Origin of the sequence: Pseudomonas sp. CFBP 8772 (genome assembly GCF_014841665.1) — a bacterium.
Classification (GTDB): domain Bacteria; phylum Pseudomonadota; class Gammaproteobacteria; order Pseudomonadales; family Pseudomonadaceae; genus Aquipseudomonas; species Aquipseudomonas graminis_B.
The window spans coordinates 286,389-311,299 of sequence record NZ_JACYUI010000001.1 but is presented as its reverse complement, the minus strand read 5'-3'; the positions used below and the strand labels follow the sequence as shown (position 1 = coordinate 311,299).

18 protein-coding genes and 2 pseudogenes are annotated in these 24,911 nt (G+C 62.5%); 10 read left to right on the top strand and 10 right to left on the bottom strand.

The features are described 5' to 3' along the window. Positions 1-2: 2 nt before the first annotated feature. The gene (locus tag IFT99_RS01335; RefSeq protein ID WP_192130159.1) at positions 3-488 is read right to left on the bottom strand and encodes a GNAT family N-acetyltransferase; all 486 of its coding nucleotides are present in this window, start codon (positions 486-488) and stop codon (positions 3-5) included. Positions 489-674: 186 nt separating this feature from the next. Here IFT99_RS01335 and IFT99_RS01330 point away from each other — a divergent pair, with 186 nt between their 5' ends. The 3 genes from IFT99_RS01330 (at position 675) to IFT99_RS01320 (ending at position 3,916) form a co-directional block, all read left to right on the top strand. Further along, the gene (locus IFT99_RS01330) at positions 675-1,598 is read left to right on the top strand and encodes a formate/nitrite transporter family protein (protein ID WP_192130158.1); all 924 of its coding nucleotides are present in this window, start codon (positions 675-677) and stop codon (positions 1,596-1,598) included. Positions 1,599-1,863: 265 nt separating this feature from the next. Further along, entirely contained in the window at positions 1,864-2,547 is a 684-nt protein-coding gene (locus tag IFT99_RS01325; RefSeq protein WP_065988603.1) for a response regulator transcription factor, read from the top strand. Next, on the top strand, positions 2,525-3,916 hold the full coding sequence (locus IFT99_RS01320) for a sensor histidine kinase (RefSeq protein WP_192130157.1): 1,392 nt from the start codon (positions 2,525-2,527) through the stop codon (positions 3,914-3,916). Before IFT99_RS01325 ends, IFT99_RS01320 begins: the two co-directional genes overlap by 23 nt. Before the next feature lie 82 nt (positions 3,917-3,998). On the opposite strand, the gene IFT99_RS01315 is transcribed toward IFT99_RS01320, so the two are convergent. The 3 genes from IFT99_RS01315 to IFT99_RS01305 form a co-directional block, all read right to left on the bottom strand. Continuing rightward, a complete protein-coding gene (locus IFT99_RS01315) occupies positions 3,999-4,157 on the bottom strand; it encodes a hypothetical protein (protein WP_192130156.1) in 159 nt (52 codons plus the stop codon). Continuing rightward, the gene (locus tag IFT99_RS01310) at positions 4,154-4,873 is read right to left on the bottom strand and encodes a zeta toxin family protein (protein WP_342214590.1); all 720 of its coding nucleotides are present in this window, start codon (positions 4,871-4,873) and stop codon (positions 4,154-4,156) included. The genes IFT99_RS01315 and IFT99_RS01310 overlap by 4 nt, the downstream gene beginning before the upstream one ends. A gap of 330 nt (positions 4,874-5,203) precedes the next feature. Beyond that, positions 5,204-5,614 carry a PA0061/PA0062 family lipoprotein gene (locus tag IFT99_RS01305; protein WP_192130500.1) on the bottom strand — a complete coding sequence of 137 codons (411 nt, stop codon included), beginning with the start codon at positions 5,612-5,614 and terminating at the stop codon, positions 5,204-5,206. Positions 5,615-5,819: 205 nt separating this feature from the next. Here IFT99_RS01305 and IFT99_RS01300 point away from each other — a divergent pair. The 3 genes and pseudogenes from IFT99_RS01300 (at position 5,820) to IFT99_RS01290 (ending at position 11,599) form a co-directional block, all read left to right on the top strand. Then, positions 5,820-9,050 (top strand): annotated as a pseudogene (locus tag IFT99_RS01300) (efflux RND transporter permease subunit). Beyond that, positions 9,040-10,206, top strand: coding sequence for an efflux RND transporter periplasmic adaptor subunit (locus IFT99_RS01295; protein ID WP_192130155.1), 1,167 nt, complete (start codon positions 9,040-9,042; stop codon positions 10,204-10,206). Before IFT99_RS01300 ends, IFT99_RS01295 begins: the two are co-directional and overlap by 11 nt. Continuing rightward, a complete protein-coding gene (locus IFT99_RS01290; RefSeq protein ID WP_192130154.1) occupies positions 10,190-11,599 on the top strand; it encodes an efflux transporter outer membrane subunit in 1,410 nt (469 codons plus the stop codon). Before IFT99_RS01295 ends, IFT99_RS01290 begins: the two co-directional genes overlap by 17 nt. 614 nt (positions 11,600-12,213) lie before the next feature. Here IFT99_RS01290 and IFT99_RS01285 read toward each other — a convergent pair. Together IFT99_RS01285 and katG are read right to left on the bottom strand one after the other, a co-directional pair. Beyond that, positions 12,214-12,669 (bottom strand): annotated as a pseudogene (locus IFT99_RS01285) (REP-associated tyrosine transposase); the annotation flags it as partial. Between the two features lie 181 nt (positions 12,670-12,850). Further along, positions 12,851-15,121, bottom strand: a complete 2,271-nt coding sequence (katG, locus tag IFT99_RS01280; RefSeq protein WP_192130153.1) for a catalase/peroxidase HPI — start codon at positions 15,119-15,121, stop codon at positions 12,851-12,853. A gap of 284 nt (positions 15,122-15,405) precedes the next feature. On the opposite strand from katG, the gene IFT99_RS01275 reads away from it, so the two are divergent. Beyond that, entirely contained in the window at positions 15,406-15,867 is a 462-nt protein-coding gene (locus tag IFT99_RS01275) for an Hsp20 family protein (RefSeq protein WP_192130152.1), read from the top strand. 31 nt (positions 15,868-15,898) lie between these two features. Here IFT99_RS01275 and IFT99_RS01270 read toward each other — a convergent pair whose 3' ends face one another. The 3 genes from IFT99_RS01270 to IFT99_RS01260 are packed head-to-tail and all read right to left on the bottom strand — an operon-like array spanning position 15,899 to position 18,924. Continuing rightward, positions 15,899-16,753, bottom strand: a complete 855-nt coding sequence (locus tag IFT99_RS01270; protein WP_192130151.1) for an amidohydrolase family protein — start codon at positions 16,751-16,753, stop codon at positions 15,899-15,901. A 55-nt stretch (positions 16,754-16,808) separates the two neighbouring features. Continuing rightward, positions 16,809-18,230, bottom strand: coding sequence for an MFS transporter (locus tag IFT99_RS01265; protein WP_274605099.1), 1,422 nt, complete (start codon positions 18,228-18,230; stop codon positions 16,809-16,811). Beyond that, positions 18,193-18,924, bottom strand: coding sequence for a GntR family transcriptional regulator (locus IFT99_RS01260; RefSeq protein ID WP_192130149.1), 732 nt, complete (start codon positions 18,922-18,924; stop codon positions 18,193-18,195). Before IFT99_RS01260 ends, IFT99_RS01265 begins: the two co-directional genes overlap by 38 nt. Before the next feature lie 1,013 nt (positions 18,925-19,937). On the opposite strand from IFT99_RS01260, the gene IFT99_RS01255 reads away from it, so the two are divergent. Beyond that, entirely contained in the window at positions 19,938-20,372 is a 435-nt protein-coding gene (locus tag IFT99_RS01255) for a GNAT family N-acetyltransferase (RefSeq protein WP_192130148.1), read from the top strand. A gap of 17 nt (positions 20,373-20,389) precedes the next feature. Here the strand turns inward: IFT99_RS01255 and IFT99_RS01250 are convergent, their stop codons facing one another. Beyond that, positions 20,390-21,277 carry a DMT family transporter gene (locus IFT99_RS01250; RefSeq protein WP_192130147.1) on the bottom strand — a complete coding sequence of 296 codons (888 nt, stop codon included), beginning with the start codon at positions 21,275-21,277 and terminating at the stop codon, positions 20,390-20,392. A gap of 590 nt (positions 21,278-21,867) precedes the next feature. Between IFT99_RS01250 and IFT99_RS01245 the strand changes: the two genes are divergently transcribed. Both IFT99_RS01245 and yghU read left to right on the top strand, forming a co-directional pair. Next, entirely contained in the window at positions 21,868-23,580 is a 1,713-nt protein-coding gene (locus IFT99_RS01245; protein ID WP_192130146.1) for an amidase, read from the top strand. Between the two features lie 69 nt (positions 23,581-23,649). Continuing rightward, positions 23,650-24,489, top strand: a complete 840-nt coding sequence (gene yghU, locus IFT99_RS01240) for a glutathione-dependent disulfide-bond oxidoreductase (RefSeq protein ID WP_192130145.1) — start codon at positions 23,650-23,652, stop codon at positions 24,487-24,489. Positions 24,490-24,911: the final 422 nt, after the last annotated feature.

Genomic DNA, 24,911 nt, shown 5'->3' with positions numbered 1-24,911 from the left:
GCTCAATCCTGCCCTTCTGCAAAGCGCTTCAACCCTTCCCCCTCCATCCGGTAGCGCACCCACTCGTCCTGGGGCTCGGCACCGATCGATTTATAGAAGTCGATCGCCGGCTGGTTCCAGTCCAGCACGCTCCATTCCAGACGGCCGCAGCCGCTGTCGTGGGCGATCCGGGCCAGATGGCGCAGCAGCTTCTTGCCCGCGCCGACACCCCGCTGCGCGGCCGACACGTACAGATCCTCAAGGTACAGGCCCTTGCGACCCAGCCAGGTGGAGTAGCTCAGGAAGTACACGGCGAAACCGATGGGCTGGCCATCCAGCAGACAGATCAGCGCCTTGGCCGGAGAGGCTTCGTCGAACAGACTGCGCTCGATGTCGGCGACACTGGCCTTGACCTCGTGCTCGGCTTTTTCGTAGATCGCAAGCTCGGTGATGAAGCCCAGAATGACGGCGGCGTCGGCACGGTTGGCGTCGCGAATGTGAAGGGTCAAAAGAGGTTCTCCCACATCAATGAAAAGGCAGTCGCCGTTGGCGAACGACGGGTAACGGATTGTGTCTCAAGCAGCAGCGCCGCGCAGCAAGCATGTGCAAGCGAACCGTCGCCTCCCGAGCACTCTTGAACCGAGCACTCTCCCAAAGAACACGTTTCAACGTGCACTGACACCCAAAGGATCGCCATGGAACACGAACCAGACGGCAAGACCCCCGGCCTGACGCCGGAAGAAGAACGCGACATCGACGAAAATCAGCCGCCCCGGGCCGCCGTCCTTCACGAAACCATCCGCATGCAGGGCGATCAGGAGCTGGAGCGCAACGTCGCTGCGCTGTTCTGGTCGGCCCTCGCGGCCGGGCTGACCATGGGCCTGTCCCTGATGGCGATGGGGTTGTTGAACTCGCGACTGCCCGATGCCGAAGGTTTCAAAGTCATTGCCAGCCTCGGCTACAGCGCAGGGTTTCTGGCGGTGATTCTTGCTCGTCAGCAACTGTTCACCGAAAACACCCTGACTGCCGTGTTGCCAGTGATGAGCAAACCGACGCTGAACAATGTCGTGCGTCTGTTGCGGCTGTGGACCGTGGTGCTGGTGGGCAACCTGTGCGGTACGTTGCTGGTGGCCTACGTCATGCTGCATCTGCCGATCTTCGACACCAAGACTGATCAGGCCTTCCTCGAAATCGGCCGCAAGGTGATGGAGAACGACACCTGGCAAATGTTCTCCAAAGGCATCATTTCCGGCTGGATGATCGCCACCATGGTGTGGATGATCCCGTCCATGGAAAGCGCGAAGATCGGCATCATCGTGATGATCACCTACCTGATGGCGCTGGGGGATTTCACCCACATTGTCGTTGGCTCGGCTGAGGTGGCTTATCTGGTGTTCGCCGGCGAACTGCCGTGGAAGGATTTCTGGATGATCTTCGCCGGCCCGACACTGGCCGGTAACATCATCGGCGGCAGCTTCATCTTCGCGTTGATCAGCCATGCGCAGATCCGCAGCGAAGGCGAAACGCCGGACAAGAAAGGCAAGAAGAAAGCGCTGGACGAAAAGCTGAAGCAAGAGCTGGGTCAGCCCAAAGCAGAATCGGATCGCAAAGGCGCGTAAGGCAACTGTAGGAGTGACCGGGGTGGCGCTCCACCTTGCTCGCGAAGCGTCCGACCAGACAAAACATGGTCGCCTGACGGAATGTATTCGCGAGCAAGCTCACTCCCACAAATCGACAGCACGATCAGAATTCTCCAGCGTGCCCCCTCCCCTCGGCTAGCACCAAAAAGCCCCTCATGCCCTTCTTAAATTATTTTTAAGAAATCCCGACTACGTTTAAAGGCAAAATGCAGGCTTCTGTCCTCTCACGTGGCCCTGACCTCACATGACGCGAATTCTGACAATCGAAGACGATGCCGTCACCGCGAAGGAAATCGTTGCCGAACTGAGCAGCCACGGCCTGCAAGTGGACTGGGTCGACAACGGTCGCGAGGGCCTCGTCCGTGCGGTCAGCGGCGATTACGACCTGATCACCCTCGACCGCATGCTGCCGGAAGTCGACGGCCTGGCGATTGTCACCACCATGCGCGCCCTGGGCATTGCCACGCCCATCCTGATGATCAGCGCGCTGTCGGACGTCGATGAGCGGGTGCGAGGGCTGCGGGCCGGTGGCGATGATTACCTGTCCAAACCCTTCGCCTCCGATGAAATGGCCGCGCGCGTGGAAGTCCTGCTGCGCCGCAGCAATCCGGTGACCCAGGCCGAGACCATGCTCAAGGTCGCCGACCTCGAACTCAATCTCATCACCCGTGAGGCCAGCCGCGCCGGACAGCCGTTGAACCTGCTGCCGACCGAATACAAGCTGCTGGAATTCCTGATGCGCAACAGCGGGCAGATCATCACCCGCATGATGATTTTCGAAGAAGTCTGGGGTTATCACTTCGACCCGGGCACCAACCTGATCGACGTGCACATCGGTCGCTTGCGCAAGAAAATCGATCCCCCTACCCTGACGCCGCTGATACGTACCGTTCGAGGCTCAGGTTATGTCATTGCCGAACCCGTCTAAGGGCTGGCGCTCCTCCAGCAGCCGGCTGCTGGCGCTGTACAGTTTCCTGTTTGTGGCCTGGAGCAGCATCCTCATGGGGGTGCTGTACTGGGAAGTCACCAGTTACCTCAACACCCTTGCCCGCCACTCGTTGATGCAGCGCCAACAGTTGTTCTCGCGCTTTGAAGGCGCGCAGCTGGACGATGCGTTGCGCACCAGCGACAAATTCGACATGCGCTCGGTCGACGCCTACGGGCTGTTCGACAAGGACATGAAGCCCATCAGCGGCCCGATCCAGAGCATTCCCGACGGTCTCAAGCTGACCGGCGAAATCCAGGAACTGAACACCTGCATCGATTCCGACGACCCGGACCTGCCCAGCTCGGGCTGCGACGCCGTGGCGATCCATACGCTGGATGATCGCTGGCTGATTCTGGTGCGCGACAACGGTTCGCTGTTCGCTGTGACCACGCTGATCCTGCGCGCGCTGCTGTGGGGGATTTCGCTGACGATCATTCCGGGCATCGCCGGCTGGCACCTGCTGGGACGCCGGCCGCTGCAGCGCATTCGGGCAATCCAGGCCAGCGCCGAAGCGATCGTCACCGGCGACCTGGCCCGCCGCCTGCCGGTGTCGGACCGACGCGACGAGCTGGATATGCTCGCCGACATCGTCAACGCCATGCTCGACCGCATCGAGCGCCTAATGAACGAGGTCAAGGGCGTCTGCGACAACATCGCCCACGACCTGCGCACCCCGCTCACCCGCCTGCGCGCGCAGCTGTACCGGATTCAGCAGCAGTCGCCGGAAGACTCGGCGCTGGGCGAACAGATGGCCCTGGTGATTGCCGACGCCGACACGCTGATGGCGCGCTTTCGCGGGCTGCTGAGGATTTCCGAACTGGAGGATCACCAGCGGCGCTCGGCGTTCGGCCAGCTCGATCCCCAGCCGCTGTTGCAGGAGCTGCACGATTTCTACCTGCCGCTGGCCGAGGAAGGCCGCGTCTCGCTGCAGCTGAAAGTCGCCGAGCACTTGCCGCCGCTGGTGGGGGATCGGGCGTTGCTGTTCGAGGCGCTGTCGAACCTGCTGAGCAACTCGATCAAATTCACCCCGCCGGGCGGCCAAGTCCTGCTCATCGCTCGCGCCGAAGGTGACACCACGTTCATCGAAGTCCAGGACACCGGCCCCGGCATCCCCGACGCCGAACGCGAGGCGGTGTTCAAGCGCTTCTATCGCAGCGAAACCGGTAATCAGCAAAGCGGCTTTGGCCTGGGATTGTCCATCGTCGCCGCCATCGTCAACCTCCATGGCTTCAAACTGCGCATCGGCAGCAGCCCGTCCGGCGGCGCGAGCCTGGTGCTGGAGTGTCGGCGGGTGTTGGCGTTGGGGTAAAAAGACTGGGGCTGCAAGCTGCAAGCTGCAAGCAAAACGACAAAGCCGCCTCGAGGGCGGCTTTGTTAATTGGGGGGCGGGGTTACATTTTCCGGGCTTGCTCGATGATCTTTTCCTGCCGCGCCCAGGCTCTCTCCATGACCTCCAGATAAACCCGCTCCTTCTCCTCGAAGGTGGCGTTGCGGACGAAGTCGGAAAGGGTCCTTTTCAGTTTTGGTAAAGGCTTGTCAGACGAACTCATTTCAATCCCTCGTGTGCATTCAGCATCCTTAGTAGTGACGCTGGATCGTAGTTTTCAGGGATGTGGTCGTCAACACGCTGAACATTTTCCTGATACAACCGAGTCCCGCCCTTGTCATTTTTGAGAAGCACATCAACGGTGACCGCATGACCGAACTCGCTTTTGAGGCGGTTTACTGCGTCCCTTGCGCTGAAGTATTGCCTGACAAATTCGCTTAGCGGGATGTTGCGCCCCTCGACTTGCTCTCTTGCGGTGACGAATCTCCAGGCCAGTGCAGGGTCCTGATACACGTAGATGATGAGCACAAATCTTCCGCGCCCAACGGACCTACGGATGTTACGCGCGACAATATCGAAATTCGCTGACGTCCCATCCAGTAGAAATGACTGCTTTTGCTTCAGTGCCTGGTCGTGAAGCTTCTCGACCAGCACTGAAACCGCATGTTGAAAAAGGTAGGCATTTCCACCTGTATACGTCGGAATCTCTGCCCTCAGAAGATCAGGGTCAATCCGCACCGTAGAAGACTCGAATCTGTTCATGAATTCGATGGATGTCTCCGTCTTTCCTGCACCCGGGGATCCCGCCATGAAGATTGAGACGGGACAGTCATCGGGCACGTAAACCAATGGATCCGTCAGTTTCCTCGCAATCTCCTTCCTGTTCGCCTTGGCAAAAACAACAGCCTCTTCTGATATCCGTCGATCATCCGTATCCACAGTCACCCATCCCTTTATGAAGTCACGACAGTCCAGCGGCGCGCAGTATTCACGGGCGCTTCGACTGCGCCTATCCGACGTCACAAAACGAAACAGGATGCGCTGGCGAGCATTCACAGATGTGGATTCGTGCACACTGCCACGCAGGAAACACGAATCCTGTGGGAGCGAGCTTGCTCGCGAATAGGCCGGTACAGCCGCTCATTATCCAGCAGCCGGAATGCCGTCTTCGTGAGCAAGGTAGGTCGCCACCCCGGTCACCCCCCACATGGATCAGGTGTGCCGCGTGACAGTGCGCGACATCACCCGAACCACAAAGCAGCTTCCCCATCACCCCGGCATACAGGTGAAATCCACGCTGTGCCCCAGGGATTTCCCTTTCGCATCCTCAAGCTTCACCCGGTATTCCTCGCCCAGGCTGGACTCCACCAGTTTGTAATGCTCGCCCGCCTGGAACTGGCTGAATTGGATACCGGTCTGGCAGTTCATCTCTCCGTTGTCGCCGCTGCGTTCGACGATCAGGTTGACGTCGAGGGTATGGGCGCCGGGTTTGACTTCGAAGAAGCGGCCGTCATTCAGGCGCTTGCCGTCCAGTTCCTCGGCCATCAGCACGTCGGCGGGCTGTTCCTGCAGACTGATCCACGCCTCGCCCGGGTCGGCTTTGGGCATGGGACCGGCGCAGGCGGACAGCACCGCAACCATGCTGAACATCGGGACCAGCAATAACGATGTGGCTTTCATGACACGACCTCGGCAGTTGAAAAAATCCCTGATGTGCAGGGTGAATTTCGAGGTGCGCAGGGTGCGTGGGCCACGGATGAACAACAAATGAATCCCCCATGAAAGCGCCATGCTCGCCGCACTAACGATTTGTTCATCTGGCTGAAAGCCGCGTGTTAGGTACGTCCCCCAAGACTGCGCCCATTCGAAATGGGAGGTTTACGGCATGCTCGGGCTGGTCAGGACTGCATTGCTAAAGCCGTACACGTTTATCGTGTTGGCGATTTTCATCTGTATTGTCGGGCCGATGGCGGCCCTTAAAACGCCCACCGATGTGTTTCCGGACATCGGCATTCCAGTGGTCGCGGTGGTCTGGCAATACGCCGGGCTGTCGCCGGATGCCATGGCCGGTCGGGTGATCTACACCTACGAGCGCTCGCTGAGCACCACGGTCAACGACATCGAACACATCGAGTCGCAGTCGCTGCCCGGCATGGGCATCGTCAAGATTTTCTTTCAGCCGGGCGTGGATATCCGCACCGCCAACGCCCAGGTCACGGCGGTCTCACAGACCGTGCTCAAGCAAATGCCGGCGGGCATCACGCCGCCGCTGATCCTCAACTACAGCGCCTCGACCGTGCCGATCCTGCAGATGGCCTTTTCCAGCCCGACGCTGTCGGAAGCGAAGATTCGCGACCTGGTGCAGAACAGCGTCCGCCTGCCCCTCAGCGCCGTGCCGGGGCTGGCGATGCCGACGCCCATGGGCGGCAAGCAGCGGCAGATCACCCTGGACCTCGACCCGCAGGCGCTGGCCGCCAAAGGCCTGTCCGCGCAAGACGTCGGCAACGCACTGGCCGCCGGCAACCAGATCATCCCGGTGGGCACGGCGAAGATGGGCAGCGACGAATACACTGTGCTGCTCAACAACAGCCCCAAGGCCATCGACGAACTCAATGACCTGCCGATCAAGACCGTCGACGGCGCGCTGATCACCATCGGCCAGGTGGCCCACGTGCGCGACGGTTCGCCGCCGTAGACCAACATCGTGCGCGTTGACGGCCGTCGCGCCGTGCTGATGCCGGCGCTGAAGAACGGCAACATCTCGACCCTGTCCATCGTTGACAACATCCGCAACATGCTGCCGCTGATCAACGAGACGCTGCCGCCAGCGCTGAAAACCTCGCTGCTGGGCGACGCCTCGGTGTTCGTCAAAGCGTCGGTGGGGAGTGTGGCCCGGGAAGGCATCATCGCCGCCTTGCTGACCAGCGTGATGATCCTGCTGTTCCTCGGCAGCTGGCGCTCGACGCTGATCATCGCCGCGTCGATTCCCCTGGCGGTGCTCTCGGCCATCGCGCTGCTTTCCGTGACCGGACAAACCCTGAACGTGATGACCCTCGGCGGCTTGGCGCTGGCGGTGGGGATTCTGGTGGACGACGCAACGGTGACCATCGAGAACATCAACTGGCACCTGGAGCAGGGCAAGGCGGTGAAGGACGCGATCATGGACGGCGCGCGACAGATCGTCGGCCCCGCCTTCGTGTCGCTGCTGTGCATCTGCATCGTCTTCGTGCCGATGTTCATGCTGCAAGGGATCGCCGGTTATTTGTTCCGGCCGATGGCGCTGGCGGTGATCTTCGCCATGGCCAGCTCGTTCCTGCTGTCGCGCACCCTGGTGCCGACCCTGGCGATGTTTCTGCTCAAACCCCACGTGCTGGAAACCGGCCCGGGCCATCACCCGGAAGACCCGTTCATCAATCACCACGAAGGCGATCAACATGGCCGACAACGCAACCTGATCCTGCGCGGCGCGTTGAAGTTTCAGCAGGGTTTCGAGGCACGTTTCTCAACGATTCGCGACACCTACCACGGCCTTCTTGGGCTGGCATTGCAGCGGCGAAAAGCGTTTCTCCTCGGCTTTCTCGCCTGCGTGCTCGCCAGTTTTGCGCTGCTGCCCAGCCTGGGCGAAGACTTCTTCCCGGCCACCGACGCCGGCGCGCTGTCGATGCACGTGCGCCTGCCACTGGGCACGCGCATCGAAGAAAGCGCGGCGGCGTTCGACCGCATCGAGCAGCGCATCCGCGAGATCATCCCGGCGGATGAGCTGGACACGGTGATCGACAACATCGGCATCCCCCTGAGCGGCATCGACATGGCCTACAGCAGCAGCGGCACCATCGGACCGCAGGATGGCGACATTCAGGTCACCCTCAAGGCCGATCACGCGCCAACCGCCGATTACGTCAAACGCCTGCGCGAAGCCCTGCCGCAAAGCTTCCCCGGCAGCCAGTTCGCCTTCATGCCCGCCGACATCAGCAGCCAGATCCTCAACTTCGGTGCACCGGCTCCGCTGGACCTGAAAATCTCCGGCCCCAACGGCGACGCCAACCGCGCCTACGCACTGGAACTGCAGCGCCGTTTGCAGCATGTGCCGGGCATCGCCGACCTGCGCATTCAGCAATCTACCGGTTACCCGTCGTTGCAGGTGAACGTCGATCGACTGCGGGCCAAGCAACTGGGGATCACCGAAAAAGACGTCACCACCAGCCTCGGCGCTTCCCTGGCCGGGACCTCCCAAGTGGCGCCGACGTACTGGCTGAACCCGAAAAACGGCGTCTCGTATTCGGTGGTCGCGGCGACACCGCAGTACCGTCTCGACAGCCTGCCGAGCCTCGAAGCCCTGCCGATTACCGGCAGCAACGGGCAGTCGCAGATTCTCGGCGGCCTGGCGACGATCAGCCGCGCCGACAGCCCGGCGGTGGTCACCCACTACAACTTTCAGCCGACCCTGGACCTGTTCGCCAACGTGCAGGGCCGCGACCTCGGCGGCGTGGCGGCGGACATCCAGAAGGTCATCGACGAGACCGCGCACCTGCGGCCCAACGGCGCGACGGTCAGCCTGCACGGACAGATCGATGCGTTGCATGAAGCGTTCAGCGGTTTGAGCCTGGGCCTGCTCGGCGCGGTAGTGCTGATCTACTTGCTCATCGTGGTCAACTTTCAATCGTGGATCGATCCGTTCGTGATCATCACCGCCCTCCCCGCCGCGCTGGCCGGCATCGTCTGGATGCTGTTCCTCAGCGGCACGTCGCTGTCGGTACCGGCGCTAACCGGGGCGATCCTCTGCATGGGCGTGGCCACCGCCAACTCGATTCTGGTGGTGAGTTTCTGCCGCGAGCGCCTGGCCGAACACGGCGATGCCCTGCTCGCCGCGATGGAGGCTGGCTACACGCGCTTCCGCCCGGTGTGCATGACCGCGCTGGCGATGATCATCGGCATGCTGCCGCTGGCGATTTCCCAGGAACAGAACGCGCCGCTCGGCCGTGCGGTGATCGGCGGCCTGATCCTCGCCACCACCGCGACCCTGCTGTTCGTGCCGGTGGTCTTCAGCCTCGTTCACCGCCACTCAAAACCCTGGCCTGCGAATGCCCTTGATGGAGAAACACCCCATGTCGTCTGAACACGCCCCTTCGCGCAAACGCCTGATGTTGCTCGGCATTGGCGGCCTGACTTTGGCGGCGCTGCTGGTCGCCAATGGCCTCGCCGCACGCACCCGCGAGGCACACGCCGTCGACGCCTGGACCGAGCGGCAATCGGTGCCCGTTGTCAGCGTTGTCGTGCCGACCCAAAGCGACCAAGGCAACACCCTGCGCCTGCCCGCGCGCCTCGAGGCCTGGAGCAATGCGGCGATCAACGCGCGGGTCAGCGGTTACCTGAAAGACTGGGACGCCGACATCGGCAGCCATGTGCAGGCCGGTCAGGTACTGGCCCACATCGACAGCCCCGAACTCGACCAGCAACTGGCTCAGGCCCGGGCGCGTCTGGCCCAGCAACACGCCAGCGCGCGCATCGCCCAGACCACGGCGGCACGCTGGCAGCACCTGCTGACAACCCATTCGGTGTCGCAACAGGAAGTGGATGAAAAAGTCTCCACCGCCGTCGCCGCCAATGCCGATGTGCAAGCGGCAAACGCCGACTATCAAAGGATCGTAGCGCTGGAGGATTACAAGACCATTCGCGCGCCATTCAGTGGCACGGTCACCGCGCGCAATACCGACATAGGCCAGTTGATCAAGGCCGATGACGGCGGCGCACGCCCGCTGTTCAGCCTCGCCGACACTCATCGACTGCGGCTGTATGTGCCGATTCCGCAGAACTACGCCAGCGTGGTGCGCCCCGGCATGCAGGTTCAGCTAAGCGTGCCCGAGCATCCGGGGCAGACCTACAGGGCGACATTGCTGGGGGATTCCACGGCGGTGGATCCGCGCTCCGGCACCCTGCTGGCCCAGTTCATCGCCGACAACCCGGACGGCGCGCTGATGCCCGGCGACTACGCCGACGCCACGCTGCCGGTAAACAACGCCAGCGGCGGGCTGAGCATTCCGGCCAGCGCGCTGATCTTCCGCGCCAAAGGCACCCAGGTTGCCACCCTCGACCGCACCGGCCATGTGCACCTGCGCGACATCCACATCGCGATGGATCTGGGGGACCGGCTGATCATCGATCAAGGCCTCAAGCCGGCCGATCACGTCATCGATAACCCGCCCGATGCGCTGCGGGAGAACGATGCCGTGCAACTGGCGGACGCCGGAGGTAACCATGCGTACAAGGCTTGAAGCGCTGGCGCTGGCCGTCGCCGTGACGCTGCAGGGCTGTTCGCTCGCACCGGTTTATCAGGCGCCGGCGGTTCAACTGCCCGCGCATTTCGCCGAGGACGCCGGGCCCTGGCATCCGGCGCAGCCTGCCGATACGGTGCAAGCCCAGTGGTGGGAAGCGTTCGAGGACGCGCAACTGAATGACCTGCAACAACGGCTGCTCAATGCCAACCCGGATTTGACGGCCGCGCTGGCGCACTACGACGCCGCGCTGGCGTATGCGGCTCAGTTGCACGCGGGGCTGATGCCTCAGGTCAACGCCAGCCTGAGCCCGGTTCGTCAGCGGCAGTCGGATCGCCGGCCATTGCGCGGTGGCACGCAACCCTCGGTCTACGACAGCGACACCGCCGGTTTCAGCCTGAATTTCGACCCGGACCTGTGGGGCAATATCCGCAATCAAGTGGCGGCCGGCGACGCCCAGGCCCAAGCCTCGGCGGACGATCTGGCGGTCGCGCGCCTGAGCCTGCAGCGCCAGTTGGCGACGCTGTATGTGCAGGTGCGCGGGCTGGACGCGCAAAGCCGCATCCTGCAGACCTCGCTGGACGATTACACCCAGGCCCTGCAACTGACCCGCGATCGCTACGAGGGGAAGATCGCGTCGGCACTGGACCTGACCCGTGCGCAAAGCCAGCTCGCCGAGGCCCGGGCGCAGCTGGATGACGTCAACGCCCAGCGCGACCTCAGCGAACACGCCATCGCCGAACTGGTGGGCGCGATGCCCGGAGATGTTCATCTGGCCCAGAACGCGCAACCACTGAAACTGCCCGGCATCCCCCACACTTTGCCCGGCAGCCTGCTGCAACAACGCCCCGACGTCGCCGCCGCAGAGCGCCGCGTGTTCGCCGCCAACGCCAACATCGGCGTGGCGAAAGTGGCGTGGTACCCGGACTTCAGCCTGACCGGCCTGCTCGGCGGGCAAACCCAGGGCAGCGGCAATCTGCTGGCGGCAGCCAATCGTTACTGGGCGCTGGGGCCGCTGGTCAACCTGCCGATTTTCGACGGCGGCCGCCGCAGCGCGAACGAGCGGCAAGCCAAGGCCGAATTCGAAGAAGCCGCCGCGCACTACCACAGCCAGGTGCTCAAGGCGGTGTGCGAGGTGGAAGACAATCTGGGTCAGCTGCGCGATCTGCAGCGTGAATCCGAAGACCAGCACGGCGCCGTCGACGCCGCACAACACGCCGAACAGATGGCGATGAGCAGCTACCAGGCCGGGGCCGCGAGTTACCTGGATGTAGTGACCGCGCAAACTGCGGCGCTTCAGGCACAACGGCGGTTGCAGGTGGTTGAGACCAGCAGATTGCAGGCCAGTGTCGGGCTGATGGCGGCGTTGGGTGGGGGATGGAAAAGCGGGTGAGTTTGTCGGCGCCGGCGCTGATCTTCCCGCTGAAAGATCCCGGGACACGTGGGAGTGACCGGGGTGGCGCTCGATCCTGTTCACGAAGAGGCCGAGGCATTCAGCTACATTCTCTGCCGGCTGAAAGTGAGCCTTCGCGAGCAAGCTCGACTCCCACGGGATGGTGGTTCGGCTCGATATTTCGGCCAGTTCGGGGGACCTGTGGGAGTGAGCTTGCTCACGAAGGGGCCGGGGCATTCAGCCACTTTTCTGGTGACTGAAAGTGAGCCTTCGCGACCAAGCTCGACTCCCACGGGATGGTGGTTCGGCTCGATATTTCGGCCAGTTCGGGGGACCTGTGGGAGTGAGCTTGCTCACGAAGGGGCCGGGACATTCAGCCACTTTCTCTGGCGGCTGAAAGTAAGTCTTCGCGAGCAAGCTCGACTCCCACGGGATGGTGGTTCGGCTCGATATTTCGGCCAGTTCGGGGGACCTGTGGGAGTGACCGCGGTGGCGGCCCACCTTGTTCACGAAGACTCATTGATGGGCAATGACTCAGGCAGATCATTGTTGATTCCTAATAAAAGCTTAAGAAACTCACTCCCGGACTCTCCGAACTCCACCCCTGAACCTGGCAACCCAAAGGAGTCCCATAGTGGATAATCTCCGACCCGGCTGACTAACCCTGCCCGGAGAGGATTGGCCACGATATAGCGGGCGAAGTGAATCAGATCATCCTCATGGCGTGCGGCTGCATCGTGATATCCAGGCTGCCACAGTCGCCCCTGATTGCCGGTGACCCTGTTCACCGCAATGGCGGTCTTCGACTTGACTCGCTGAACAATGCCCGCAAGCGAGCCATGATGAAGCTTCACTAACCAGTGAAAATGGTCAGGCATCACAACCCACGCCAGCGTTTTTGCAAATCCGCACTCGTGCACCTCTCTCATTTCCTTTACGAGCAGCCGACCCACCCGCCAATCACTAAAATCATCTCTCATACGGTCAAGCCGGGAGGTAACCAGATAGATCCTCCCCATTTCGGAATACCGCCCTATGCGCAAGCTGTGCGAACGCGCTTTCGTGACCATGCTGACGACCTCGACTGTGGATGCACAAACCACGGTAGCCGCTTCATGAGCCATGCCTGTGAGGGTGTATTTCACGCTATGTCCTGTTCATCCAGCGCGGATGCACCCGGCCGCGCAAACAACAACGCCTCCACAAGGGAGGCGTTGGGTCTTACAGGTCGAGGGCTATGAAGCACGCACCTCAGGCAAGATCAAAGCGGTCCAGCTCCATCACTTTGGTCCACGCAGCGACGAAGTCCTCGACGAACTTCTGTTGCCCGTCCTCACTGGCGTACACCTCAGCCACGGCCCGCAACTGGGCGTGTGAACTGAACACCAGGTCGACGCGGGTGCCGGTCCATTTGACGGCGCCGGTGTTGCGGTCGCGGGCTTCGAACAGCTGGTCGCCACCCGACACGCCCTTCCACTCCACCCCCATGTCCAACAGATGCTTGAAGAAGTCGTTGGTGAGGACACCTGGCCTTTCGGTCAGGACACCGTGCTGGCTGTGGCCGGCATTGATGTCCAGCACGCGCAGGCCGCCAAGCAGGACGGTCATCTGCGGTGCCGTCAGGTTCAGCAGTTGGGCCTTGTCCACCAGCAGTTTTTCCGCCGAAACGCGGTAATGGCCCTTGAGGTAATTGCGGAAACCATCGGCGATGGGCTCGAGGAAGCCAAAGGACTCGACGTCTGTCTGCTCTTGCGAAGCATCCGCACGCCCAGGGGTGAACGGCACGGTGACGTGATGACCGGCATTTTTCGCCGCCTGTTCGATCCCGACGCTGCCGCCGAGAACAATCAGATCAGCCAGCGAAATCTGCTTGCCGCTGGACTGGGCGCTGTTGAACTCATCGCGGACACGCTCCAGTGCTTCCAGCACGACCGCCAGATTGGCCGGCTGGTTGACCGCCCAGTCTTTCTGCGGGGCAAGACGCAGACGGCCGCCGTTGGCGCCACCACGTTTGTCGGAGCCACGGAAGGTGGACGCCGCCGCCCAGGCAGTGCCGACCAGTTGCGAAACCGACAGCCCGGACGCGATGATTTTTTCCTTCAGTGCGGCAATGTCGCTGGCGTCCACCAGCGGGTGGTTGACCTCGGGAATCGGGTCCTGCCAGAGCAGTTCTTCGCCTGGCATTTCCGGGCCGAGGTAACGGGCCAGTGGCCCCATGTCACGGTGGGTCAACTTGAACCAGGCGCGGGCGAACGCGTCGGCCAACTGGTCGGGGTTTTCCAGGAAGCGACGGGAGATCAGCTCGTAGGCAGGGTCCACGCGCAGGGCCAGGTCGGACGTCAGCATGCGCGGTTCCTGGCGCTTGGACGGGTCATGGGCATGAGGAATCCTGCCCGCACCCTCGCCATTCTTCGGCCGCCACTGATGGGCGCCGGCCGGACTCTTGGTCAGCTCCCACTCGAAGCCAAACAGGTTTTCCAGGTATTCGTTGCTCCAGCGGGTCGGGGTCGAGGTCCAGGTCACTTCCAGACCACTGGTGATGGTGTCGCCGGCCTTGCCGGAGCCGAAACTGTTACGCCAGCCCAGGCCCTGTTCTTCAAGGCCCGCCGCTTCCGGCTCTGCGCCGACGTTGTCCGCCGGCCCGGCACCGTGGGTCTTGCCGAAGGCGTGGCCACCCGCGATCAAGGCAACGGTTTCCTCATCGTTCATGGCCATGCGGCCGAAGGTCTCGCGAATATCCCGCGCCGATGCGGCAGGGTCCGGCACGCCTTCCGGGCCTTCAGGGTTCACGTAGATCAGGCCCATCTGCACGGCCGCCAGCGGGTTTTCGAGATTGCGCTCACCGTTGGCGGTGCGGGTCTGTTCTTCGCTGTGATGCTCCGGCTCGGCAACCAGCGTGCCCTCGCCCGGCTGTTGCATGTCTTTGTGCGCGCCGTAACGGTCTTCACCGCCGAGCCAGGTGGTTTCGGCGCCCCAATACACGTCCTCGTCCGGTTCCCAGACATCGGCACGCCCGCCGGAATAACCGAAGGTCTTGAAGCCCATGGACTCCAGCGCCACGTTACCGGTGAGCACGATCAGGTCGGCCCAGGAAATCTTGCTGCCGTATTTTTGCTTCACCGGCCAGATCAGGCGGCGTGCCTTGTCGAGGTTGACGTTGTCCGGCCAGCTGTTGAGCGGCGCAAACCGCTGCTGCCCGGCCCCTGCACCACCACGGCCGTCACCGGTGCGATAGGTCCCGGCACTGTGCCAGGCCATGCGAACGAACAGTGGACCGTAATGCCCGAAGTCGGCAGGCCACCAGTCCTGGGATTGCGTCATGACCTCAAGGAGGTCGCGTTTGACCGCGGCAAAATCGAGGCTCTTGAATGCTTTGGCGTAGTCGAAGCCCTCGCCCATCGGGTCAGTCAAGGAGGAGTGCTGATGAAGAATCTTGAGATTCAGCTGGTTCGGCCACCAGTCACGGTTTGTCGTCCCGCCTCCGGCTGCGTGGTTGAACGGGCATTTCGATTCAGTCGACATGGTCTAATCACCTTCTTGTTTACTTTTTACTTTTCAGCCATCTGCGAGACGGCTAACGCTAGCACTCGCACAAGACTAGCCGACTCGGGCCAATCGTCTAATAGGCAAATGTTTTGGCGACCATAGAGTGATTCTGTTAGCGGAGTATTTAACCCGGATGCTTGTATTTTCCGGCGCTTGGGCCTAACTGTACGTGGAGCATCACGTGCAGATTGCAGCATCAGGTGCAGAGCCGGCGTCGACCGGCGTTTTGATCACCGTGGTAACATCCAGGAGATTTTGGCATGGCCACCACCGCTTCACTGGCCCCGCTGTTCCGGCAATCAGTGGGCTTTGATCGCTTCAATGATTTTTTCGAGTCTGCGCTGCACAGCGAAATCAACGCCAGCGGCCCCCCTTACAACGTCGAACGATACGGCACCGATCATTACCGGATCGTGATTGCCACGGCCGGGCTCGCCGCTGCCGACCTTGACCTGACCCTGGAAAGAAACGTCCTCACGGTTTGCGGGGGTGAGGCGCACACCGACGGCGGCGTGACCTACCTGCATCAAGGCATCGCCCACGGCCCGTTCCGGCTGGTCTTTCATCTGGCCGATCACATCGAGGTGCAGGGTGCGACGTTCAAGAATGGTTTGCTGATCGTCTTTTTGCTGCGCGTCGAATCCCAAGGGGCCAAGGCGAGACGGATCAGTATCCACAGCCCGGGGGATGATCCCGACCGGCCGCACATCAGCCGGCCTTGATCACGTTGATATACCGCCTGATTTCTCTGGATCAGGCTTGGATCAGCGCGAAATCAAACAGCACCCGGGGTGCCTCGATCAGCAGCGAGCGCATCAATTGCGCGGAGCAGCCCAGGGCCTGCAACTGCTCGACCACCGAGCCATAGCTCACCGCGTGTTCATGCTGAGTGTGCGGCCAGTCACTGCCCCAGACCAGACGCTGCTTGCCGAACGCATCGATCAATAACGGCAGCGCGGCACGGGCGAAATCGAGGTTTTCCCGGGCGCTGCCTTCCAGCCGGTAAATGCCCGACACCTTCATCCACAGTTGACCGCTGCGGCCCAGCTCCAGCATCTGGCGAAAGCCGGGCTGTTCGAGGCCCAGTCGGGCATCAGGCCGGCCGAAGTGGTCGATCACGATCTTCATCCCGAAGGGCATCAGCCCGGCCAGCAGCGCCGGCATATCGGCGACGTGGCGGTGCACTTCAACGTGCCAGCTGAGGGCTGCGATGTGCCCGAAAAACACCTGCCACTGCGGCTCGGAAAAGTCCGGCAGCGCCTTGCCCATCAGGTTCAGACGCACGCCGACGACGCCCAGCCGATCCATCTCGTCCAACGCGGCGCGGCTGATGTCACGCTCGACCACCACCACACCGCGCAGTTGACCCGGCGCCTGCTGAAGGGCGTCGAGCAAGTAGCGGTTATCGGTGCCGAGAAAACTCGGTTGCACCAGCACGCCATGACTCAGGCCGTGCTGATCAAGTTGATCGCGGTACATCGCCAGCGTGGCGTCGTAGTCGGGTGAATAGCGTCGTGCCGATGTCTGGTCCAGCTCCCTGCTGAAGACGTGTGCGTGGCCGTCGATGCCAAGGATCGACGCGGGGGAGGCGGAAAAGAGGTCGGACATGGATCTCATCTGTCAAAAGGTGCGCGACGCAACAGGCGGCGCGCGGAAGGAAAACTCAGGCGCGGGCGGTTTCGCTGCGTGTCTCTGCGGCGGCGCCGGCCATGGGGCTGGCTTCCAGGCTGCGACCGCGGGTTTCTGGCAGGCACAACGCGGCAATCACGGCGACGCCATAGGCGATCCCGGCGTCGATGCCGATGGCCGAACCCAGCGACATCGATTCGCTCATGTGGCCCACCAGAAACGGGAAGACCGACGACAGCACGCGGCCGAAGTTGTAGCAGAAGCCCACCCCTGCCCCGCGCACGTCAGCCGGATAAAGCTCGTTGAACAGCGCGCCGAGGCTGGCCGGGATGCCGGCGGCAAAGAAGCCCAGCGGGAAACCCAGGAACAGCATCTGCGTGTTGGTCAGCGGCAGGAATACGTAGCACTGCACGGTGATCACGCAGCACAGGGCGAACAGCACGATGTTCAGACGACGGCCGATGCGGTCGATGAGAAAGCCGCTGGCGATGCAGCCGCACCAGAACGCCACGATGATCACCGCCAGGTAGCCGCCGGAGTTGAGCACCGAGAGGTTGCGTTCGGTTTTCAGGAACGTCGGCAGCCAGGTCATCACCGCGTGGTATCCGCCGTGGGCGCCGAGGCCAAGCAAGCCGCCGAGCAGCGTCACGCGGATCAGTTCCGGGCGGAAGATGCCGGCCAGTGACTTGAAAAAGCTCTGGGGGATGGCGTTGTCTTTTTGCAGGCGCTGGAAGCTGTCCGGCTCCTCAACGTTGCGGCGCACCCAGATGATCAGCAGCGACGGCAGCAGGCCGACCAGAAACATCACCCGCCAGGCCATGTCCTGAGGCACAAAAGAATAGATCAGGGTAAACACGCCGACGGCCAGGCCCCAGCCCACCGCCCAGGCGCTCTGCACGGTGCCCATGACCTTGCCGCGGTATTTCGGATTGATGGTCTCGGCCATCAATACGGCGCCTGCGGCCCACTCGCCACCGATGCCGAAGCCCTGCAGCGCCTTGACGATCAGCAGCGAGCTGAAGCCGGTCACGAACGCCGACAGAAAGGTGAAGAACGAGAACCAGAGGATCATCCACTGCAGCGTGCGCACCCGGCCGTAGCGGTCGGACAGCGTGCCACCGACCCAGCCGCCGAGGGCCGAGGTGATCAGCGTCACGCCACTGATCAGGCCGGCGTCACCCTTGGTCAACGCGAAGGCGGCGATCAGCGCCGGGATCGCCAGGCCGAACATCTGGACTTCCAGGGCGTCCAGCGACCACCCGCCGAAGCAGGCCCAGAACGTTTTGCGCTCCCGAGGGGTGACGTGGCGATACCAGTTGAACATGGTTTTTGTCCTTATGAGGGTGGAGCGGCAGGTGTTGTAGTGCCCGTTCTGCGTGACGGGCTCGGGTGCAGCTGTTGGCACTCGACGGCGCGGGTCAGCGGATGTCGACGCTGTAGCGGAAGTGGCTGGCATGGCCGCGTGAACGGCGCCATTCCAGCGGCTCGCCGGCGTAGTTGCGCGCCAGACGCTCGATCACCACCACCGGGCTGTTGACCGGCACCTGCAGCAAACGGGCGTGGGTCTCGTTGATGGCTTCGGCGGTCAGGGTTTCTTCGGCGTAGGCCACCACCTGGCCGCATTGCTCTTCGTAGATCGGATAGAGCAGCGGGCCCTGGCGGCTGAGGTCGATTTCCAGCAGGGTCTGAAATTGCACCTGGGGCAGCCAGATTTCTTCGGCGAGCACGGGCTGAGCGTCGAGCAGCCGCAGGCGGATCAGGCGAATCACCGGCGCATCCAGCGGCAGACCGAGGGCCTGGGAAACGGCCGAGGGCGCGGTGACGGCTTCGATGGAGAGGATGCGGCTTTCGGGCACCTGGCGTTCGCCGGAAACGCTTTGAAAGCGGAAGAAGCGGAACAGCGAGGACTGGAACTGTGGCCGGCGAATGAAGGTGCCCCGGCCCTGTTGGCGCTCGAGGATGTTTTCGTTGACCAGCATGTCGATGGCTTTGCGCACCGTGCCAGTGGACAGGCAGTACTCGCTGGACAGCGCAGCTTCGGTGGGAATGGCCTCGCCCGGCCGCCAGCGGTTGTTGGCGATCTGTTCGGCGAGCTGGTCGCGCAGGCGTTGGTAAAGCGGCAAGCGGACATCGCTGGAGAGTCGGTTCATGGAGGCGCTTCGCTGTTGTAGTTATGTAGTCATCTATATGAATCTGCGCTGAGTATTGTCCCGTTGCAAATGGCCGTCAAGGGAAGCAATGGGGGTTGGCGGATGAATGGCGGTGTAGTGCGTTTTTGGTGGGTACGCAAAAACGGCAGAGGTCGGTCTGCCGTTAGGGTGGGGTGCAGCGGGGAGGATCGGGTGTGGGCAGATCCAGTGGCTCAATCAGGTGGGCGAGATGGTTGCCAGGGCACCGATCATGAGGGTCAGGGCGAGAAAGCCGAACAGGAAGATGGCGAGCTTGGCCATGGGGTCTCCAATGTGAGCAGGGGGTACAGAGGATTCGAGCCGGGTGATAGCGTCCGGTCGGGCTCGATCGGTCGGCCGGGGTTGGAGTGATTTTGAGGGGCACAGCTGTTTCAGTACAGATTCAGGTACGGCTTATAAATACAGATCAGATGAGTCCGCACTTACGTCAAGATCAAGAGCATCTGCCTAACGGCAAATCGTTTCGCCTTCGGCGAGCTACTTTTAAAAAGCACTAAAAGAACCAAAAGTGCCTGCTCTCGGTTTGGCCCGACTTCGTCGGGTTCCCTCACTCCGACGACGCTCCGTGGGCCCGCGCCGATCGGACATCCATGTCCTGCCGGCGCGCTCGCGGCATCCATGCCGCTCGGCCCACTCCCCGTCGTCTGCGTTCGGCCTGCACCCAAATCGCGATTGACGGTGTCTGGACTGGCTGTGTAGGAAGATCAAGATCAAGAGCAGATCAAAAGCTTCCCGGCTAAAGCCGGTCCTACGGTCGGGGGTCTCCACCGCTTTCACTGAATGCACCCGCTGCTGTTAGTGGGACCGGCTTCAGCCGGGAAGAGGCCGGGATGAGCGTCACAAGATGTCCGATCGTTCCCGTGCTCCGCGTGGGAATGCATCCTGTGACGCTCCGCGTCACCCTGCGGCTGACATGACACCCCACCAATCGCGCTGCTACGCTCCCTGCCCTCTCTCCACTTCAGGCGCCAGCCATGCCCATCATCCGCCCCATGACCCTGGACGATTACGACGCCATCACCCAACTCATGCGTGACACGCCGGGTATCTCCTTGCGTGACGCCGACTCCCGCGAGTCCACCGAGCGGTATCTATTGCGCAACCCTGAGTTGAGCTTCGTCGCAGAGGAAGATTCGCGCATCTGCGGCTGTGTCATGTCGGGGCATGACGGTCGGCGCGGGTATTTGCAGCATTTGCTGGTGCTGCCTGAGTATCGGCGGCAGGGGATCGCGCAGGCACTGGTCGAGCGCTGCCTGGTCAGGCTGGAGGCCGAAGGCATTCACAAATGCCACATCGACGTGCTCAAGACCAACCCGGCGGCGGCAACCTATTGGGCAAATCAGGGCTGGCAGCTGCGGGTCGATATCCACCGCTTTTCCTTCACCCGTCCCGGCAATGAGAACGCCTGACGCCCCTCAATCCCGGATCAGAGCGGGCTCGCAGGCGCCACGGGTTGGCGTCTGGCGTAAACCATCAGGCCGCTGAAGAAGACCAGCCCGATGCCAAACATCGAGGCGGTGCCCGGGTAGTTGCCGAACAGCAGAATCCCGTAAGCCACTGCGAAGATGATTTGCAGGTAACCCAGCGGTGCGAGCACGGACGAGGACGCGTAGCGGTAGGATTTGGCCATCAGAAAATGCGCGCACAAACCCAGACCGCCGAGCACGAGCAGCAAGCCCAACTGCAGCCAATCGGGATCGGCCCAGTAGAACGGCACAATTGCGCTGAGGATCAGGGTGCAAAAAACGCCGACGTAAAAGCTGCACACCGACGGGCTGTCCGTCTCCCCCGCCAGTTGCGTGAGCAGTTGATAGAGCGCGAAGAACAGCGCGGTGGCCAGGGGGAATAGCATCCACAGCGAGAAGGCATCGCTGGCCGGGTTGATGATCACCAGCACGCCAATGAAGCCAAGCACCACCGAACCCCACTGCCAGCGATCCGCCTTGATGCCGAAGATCAGCGGCGACAGGATCGTTACAAAAGCAGGCGCAAGGAAGACCACCGCCGTGGATTCGGCAATCGGCACGTGGGTCAGGCCAAACAGGAAAGACAGGCTGTCGGCGAGCAACACCACCGCCCGCAGCAGGTGCAGCCAGGGCCGTCGGGTGTGGAAGACTTTAGCGCCGCCGTTGCGCAGCAGCACGGTGGTCACCAGGGTCGAGTGAACGAGGTAGCGGGCCCACGCGACGAAGATCACCGGCAGGGAATAGATCAGCGTCTTGGAAATCGCGTCATGACTGGCGAACGTCAGCGCCACGCCCGCCATCAACCACATGCCGATGACTTGCCGGTGCGCGCCGTGATGGGGAGTCATTGCAAGGCCTGCCACAAAAATGATGCGCAGGAGTTAACCACAGAAGTCGGCCCAGGCGCCCCGCGCAATTTGCCTTGAGAGCGCCGCCCACTTAATCCAGGGCAATAAAAAACCCGCCTGAGCGGGTTCTTTTCTATCAACACCATTCCAACATCCTGTCAGCAGCCGTCCCGGCAAATGGTGGATCATCCATGACCTGAGAAGCACATCCAGCGCCTCCGTTGATGTGTTTAGATTGCGCTTGTCGCGGTTCGGTGTACAGGGAGACATTGCCCGATGACGTGTAAGCCTTTCGCCATAGCGCGTGTGCGGCGACCGCCGAACTTCCTGCAAGGCCCGGGTGAAGCGCCCCAGCGCAAGCCTCGCGACAAACACATGGCGTAGGCATAATGTGCGTCTCACGAATACGCCTGCCGACTTGAGCCTGCGTTGCACAGCCACGCCTCAGTCGGTTTCAAACCAGCCCGGCCCTGCCGCGCAACGGGAAGCGATATGCCCACTTTTCTTCTGAGACGCCCCTGCTCTCTGCTCGAAAGCCTGCTCGACAGTCCCCTTGCCCGCCGCTTGGCCCTCTCACGGTCGGAGCAGCCATGATCGAAGTCACCGAAGTCTCCATCGCGCAACTGCGCGCGGCCCTTGAAGCCGGCCAGACCACTGCCGTCGAACTTGTCCAGGCCTACCTCGCCAGAATCGACGCCTACGACGGCGCCGACACCGCCACCGCGCTTAACGCCGTGGTCGTGCGCAATCCCCAGGCCATCGAAGAGGCCCAGGCGTCCGACGACCGTCGCGCGCGAGGCGAAACCCTCGGGCCTCTCGACGGTATTCCCTACACCGCCAAAGACAGTTATCTGGTTAAAGGCCTCACGGCCGCGTCGGGCAGCCCGGCGTTTGCCGAACTGGTCGCCCACCGCGACGCCTTCACCATCGAGCGACTGCGTGGCGCTGGCGCAATTTGTCTGGGCAAGACCAATATGCCGCCGATGGCCAATGGCGGCATGCAGCGAGGCGTGTATGGCCGCGCCGAAAGCCCCTACAACGCGGGCTTCCTGACGGCACCGTTTGCATCCGGATCGTCCAATGGCGCCGGCACTGCAACGGCGGCGAGTTTCGCGGCGTTCGGGCTCGCCGAAGAAACCTGGTCGAGCGGCCGTGGCCCTGCGTCGAACAACGGTTTGTGCGCCTACACGCCGTCGCGCGGGGTGATTTCGGTACGCGGCAACTGGCCCCTGACGCCGACCATGGACGTGGTCGTGCCCTTCGCCCGAACCATGGCCGACCTGCTTGAAGTACTGGACGTGGTGGTCGCCGAAGACCCGGACACCCGCGGCGACCTGTGGCGCTTGCAGCCGTGGGTGCCGATTCCCTCTGTCGACACCGTGCGCCCGGCGTCCTACGCCGAGCTCGCCGCCAGCCCGCAAACCCTGGCCGGCAAACGCTTCGGCGTGCCGCGCATGTACATCAATGCCGACCCCGAAGCCGGGACGTCCGAAGCACCAGGCATCGGCGGCCCCACCGGCCAGCGCATCATCACCCGCGCGTCGGTGATCGACCTCTGGAAACAGGCGCGCCAGGCACTCGAAGCCCAGGGCGCTGAAGTGATCGAGGTGGACTTCCCGCTGGTCTCCAATTGCGAAGGCGATCGTCCCGGCGCGCCGACGGTGTACAACCGCGGCATCGTCTCGAAGGCATTTCTGCACCACGAACTGTGGGACCTCACTGCGTGGGCCTTCGATGATTTCCTGCAAGCCAACGGCGACCCTAAGCTGAACCGCCTGGCCGACGTCAACGGCCCGCTGATCTTCCCCCATGACCCTGGGACCCTGCCCAACCGCGAGGGCGATCTCGCCGCGGGCATGGACGAGTACGTGAAGATGGCCGAGCGCGGCATCACGCCGTGGGAGCAGATCGACTCACTGGCCGACGGCTTGCGCGGACTGGAACACACCCGGCGCATTGACCTCGAAGACTGGATGCAGAAGCTCGGGCTGGATGCGGTGCTGTTTCCGACCGTGGCCGACGTGGCGCCGGCCGATGCCGACGTCAATACGGCCTCGGCCGACATCGCCTGGAGCAACGGGGTCTGGGTCGCCAACGGCAACCTCGCGATCCGTCACCTCGGCGTGCCCACCGTCACCGTGCCGATGGGCGTGATGGCCGACATTGGCATGCCCGTGGGCCTGACCTTTGCCGGCCGGGCTTACGACGATTTCGCCCTGCTGCGCTTCGCTTCGGCCTTCGGATCCATCGGCAGCAAGCGCCAGATTCCACCGCGCACGCCGCCGCTGTCGTCCGCCCGTTAATCACCGTGTGGGTCGGGGCTTTCCGCCTTGATCCGTCACCCCAAAACTGACCCTCAGGAGATGTGTTCAATGAGCAAGGCACCCTACGTCCCGCCTACCGTGTGGAAACACGAAGCGCCCTCCGGCGGCCAGTTCGCCAGCATCAACCGCCCGACTGCAGGGCCGACCCATGAAAAGGTCCTGCCGGTTGGCAAACACCCGCTGCAGCTGTATTCACTGGCCACGCCCAACGGCGTCAAGGTGACGATCCTGCTGGAAGAGCTGCTCGCCCTTGGCCACAGCGGCGCCGAATACGACGCCTGGCTGATCCGAATCAATGAAGGGGATCAGTTCGGCAGCGGCTTCGTCGACATCAACCCCAATTCGAAAATCCCTGCGCTGCTGGATCGCAGCGTCGAGCCGGGCCTCCGCGTGTTCGAGTCCGGTTCGATCCTGCTGTATCTGGCGGAGAAATTTGGCGAGTTGCTGCCCAAGGACCTGGCCGGCCGCACCGAAACCCTGAACTGGCTGTTCTGGCAAATGGGCGCTGCGCCGTATCTGGGTGGCGGCTTCGGGCATTTCTATGTGTACGCGCCGGAGAAGTTCGAATACGCGATCGACCGCTTCACCATGGAGGCCAAGCGTCAGTTGGACGTGCTTGATCGCCGCCTCAGCGAAAGCGTTTACCTGGCCGGTGATAGCTACACCATCGCCGACATCGCCGTGTGGTCGTGGTACGGACAAGTGGTGCGCAACACCGTGTACGGCGCCGCCGAATTCCTTGCTGCTCACGAATACACCCACGTGCAGCGCTGGGCCGAAACCATTGCACAACGGCCAGCGGTCATTCGCGGAATGCGGGTCAACCGGACCTGGGGCGATGAATCCACCCAAGTGCCGGAACGGCATGATGCGTCGGACCTGGATTGACGAAGATCCAGGCGGTGAGTGGCTGTTGAACCGGTCCCCTGCGAGCACCGCGTGCTCTTTGCAGGACCGGCTTCAGCCGGGAAAGCGTCAGTCGTCACGCTGCAAAATTGAGGGCGTTCACACCGGCCTCTTCCCGGCTAAAGCCAGTCCTACGAAGACACCGCATTCATCCAGATGCACCGCGTATGCTGGATGTAGGACCGGCTTCAGCCGGGAAGTCGTCGGTCGTCACGCTGCAAATCTGAGGGCATTCACACCGGCCTCTTCCCGGCTAAAGCCGGTCCCACGAGGACACCGCATCCATCCAGATGCACCGCGTAGGCTGGATGTAGGACCGGCTTCAGCCGGGAAAGTGTCGGTCGTCACGCTGCAAATCTGAGGGCGTTCACACCGGCCTCTTCCCGGCTAAAGCCGGTCCCACG

Bases quoted from the DNA above. Each gene is read 5' to 3' on its own strand.
- yghU (WP_192130145.1), top strand. From the start codon at position 23,650: ATGAGCAAGGCACCCTACGTCCCGCCTACCGTGTGGAAACACGAAGCG.
- IFT99_RS01290 (WP_192130154.1), top strand. From the start codon at position 10,190: ATGCGTACAAGGCTTGAAGCGCTGGCGCTGGCCGTCGCCGTGACGCTG.
- IFT99_RS01260 (WP_192130149.1), bottom strand. From the start codon at position 18,924: ATGAACCGACTCTCCAGCGATGTCCGCTTGCCGCTTTACCAACGCCTG.
- IFT99_RS01265 (WP_274605099.1), bottom strand. From the start codon at position 18,230: ATGCCAGCCACTTCCGCTACAGCGTCGACATCCGCTGACCCGCGCCGT.
- IFT99_RS01295 (WP_192130155.1), top strand. From the start codon at position 9,040: ATGTCGTCTGAACACGCCCCTTCGCGCAAACGCCTGATGTTGCTCGGC.
- IFT99_RS01325 (WP_065988603.1), top strand. From the start codon at position 1,864: ATGACGCGAATTCTGACAATCGAAGACGATGCCGTCACCGCGAAGGAA.
- IFT99_RS01245 (WP_192130146.1), top strand. From the start codon at position 21,868: ATGATCGAAGTCACCGAAGTCTCCATCGCGCAACTGCGCGCGGCCCTT.
- IFT99_RS01270 (WP_192130151.1), bottom strand. From the start codon at position 16,753: ATGTCCGACCTCTTTTCCGCCTCCCCCGCGTCGATCCTTGGCATCGAC.
- IFT99_RS01320 (WP_192130157.1), top strand. From the start codon at position 2,525: ATGTCATTGCCGAACCCGTCTAAGGGCTGGCGCTCCTCCAGCAGCCGG.
- katG (WP_192130153.1), bottom strand. From the start codon at position 15,121: ATGTCGACTGAATCGAAATGCCCGTTCAACCACGCAGCCGGAGGCGGG.
- IFT99_RS01305 (WP_192130500.1), bottom strand. From the start codon at position 5,614: ATGAAAGCCACATCGTTATTGCTGGTCCCGATGTTCAGCATGGTTGCG.
- IFT99_RS01330 (WP_192130158.1), top strand. From the start codon at position 675: ATGGAACACGAACCAGACGGCAAGACCCCCGGCCTGACGCCGGAAGAA.
- IFT99_RS01255 (WP_192130148.1), top strand. From the start codon at position 19,938: ATGCCCATCATCCGCCCCATGACCCTGGACGATTACGACGCCATCACC.
- IFT99_RS01250 (WP_192130147.1), bottom strand. From the start codon at position 21,277: ATGACTCCCCATCACGGCGCGCACCGGCAAGTCATCGGCATGTGGTTG.
- IFT99_RS01275 (WP_192130152.1), top strand. From the start codon at position 15,406: ATGGCCACCACCGCTTCACTGGCCCCGCTGTTCCGGCAATCAGTGGGC.
- IFT99_RS01315 (WP_192130156.1), bottom strand. From the start codon at position 4,157: ATGAGTTCGTCTGACAAGCCTTTACCAAAACTGAAAAGGACCCTTTCC.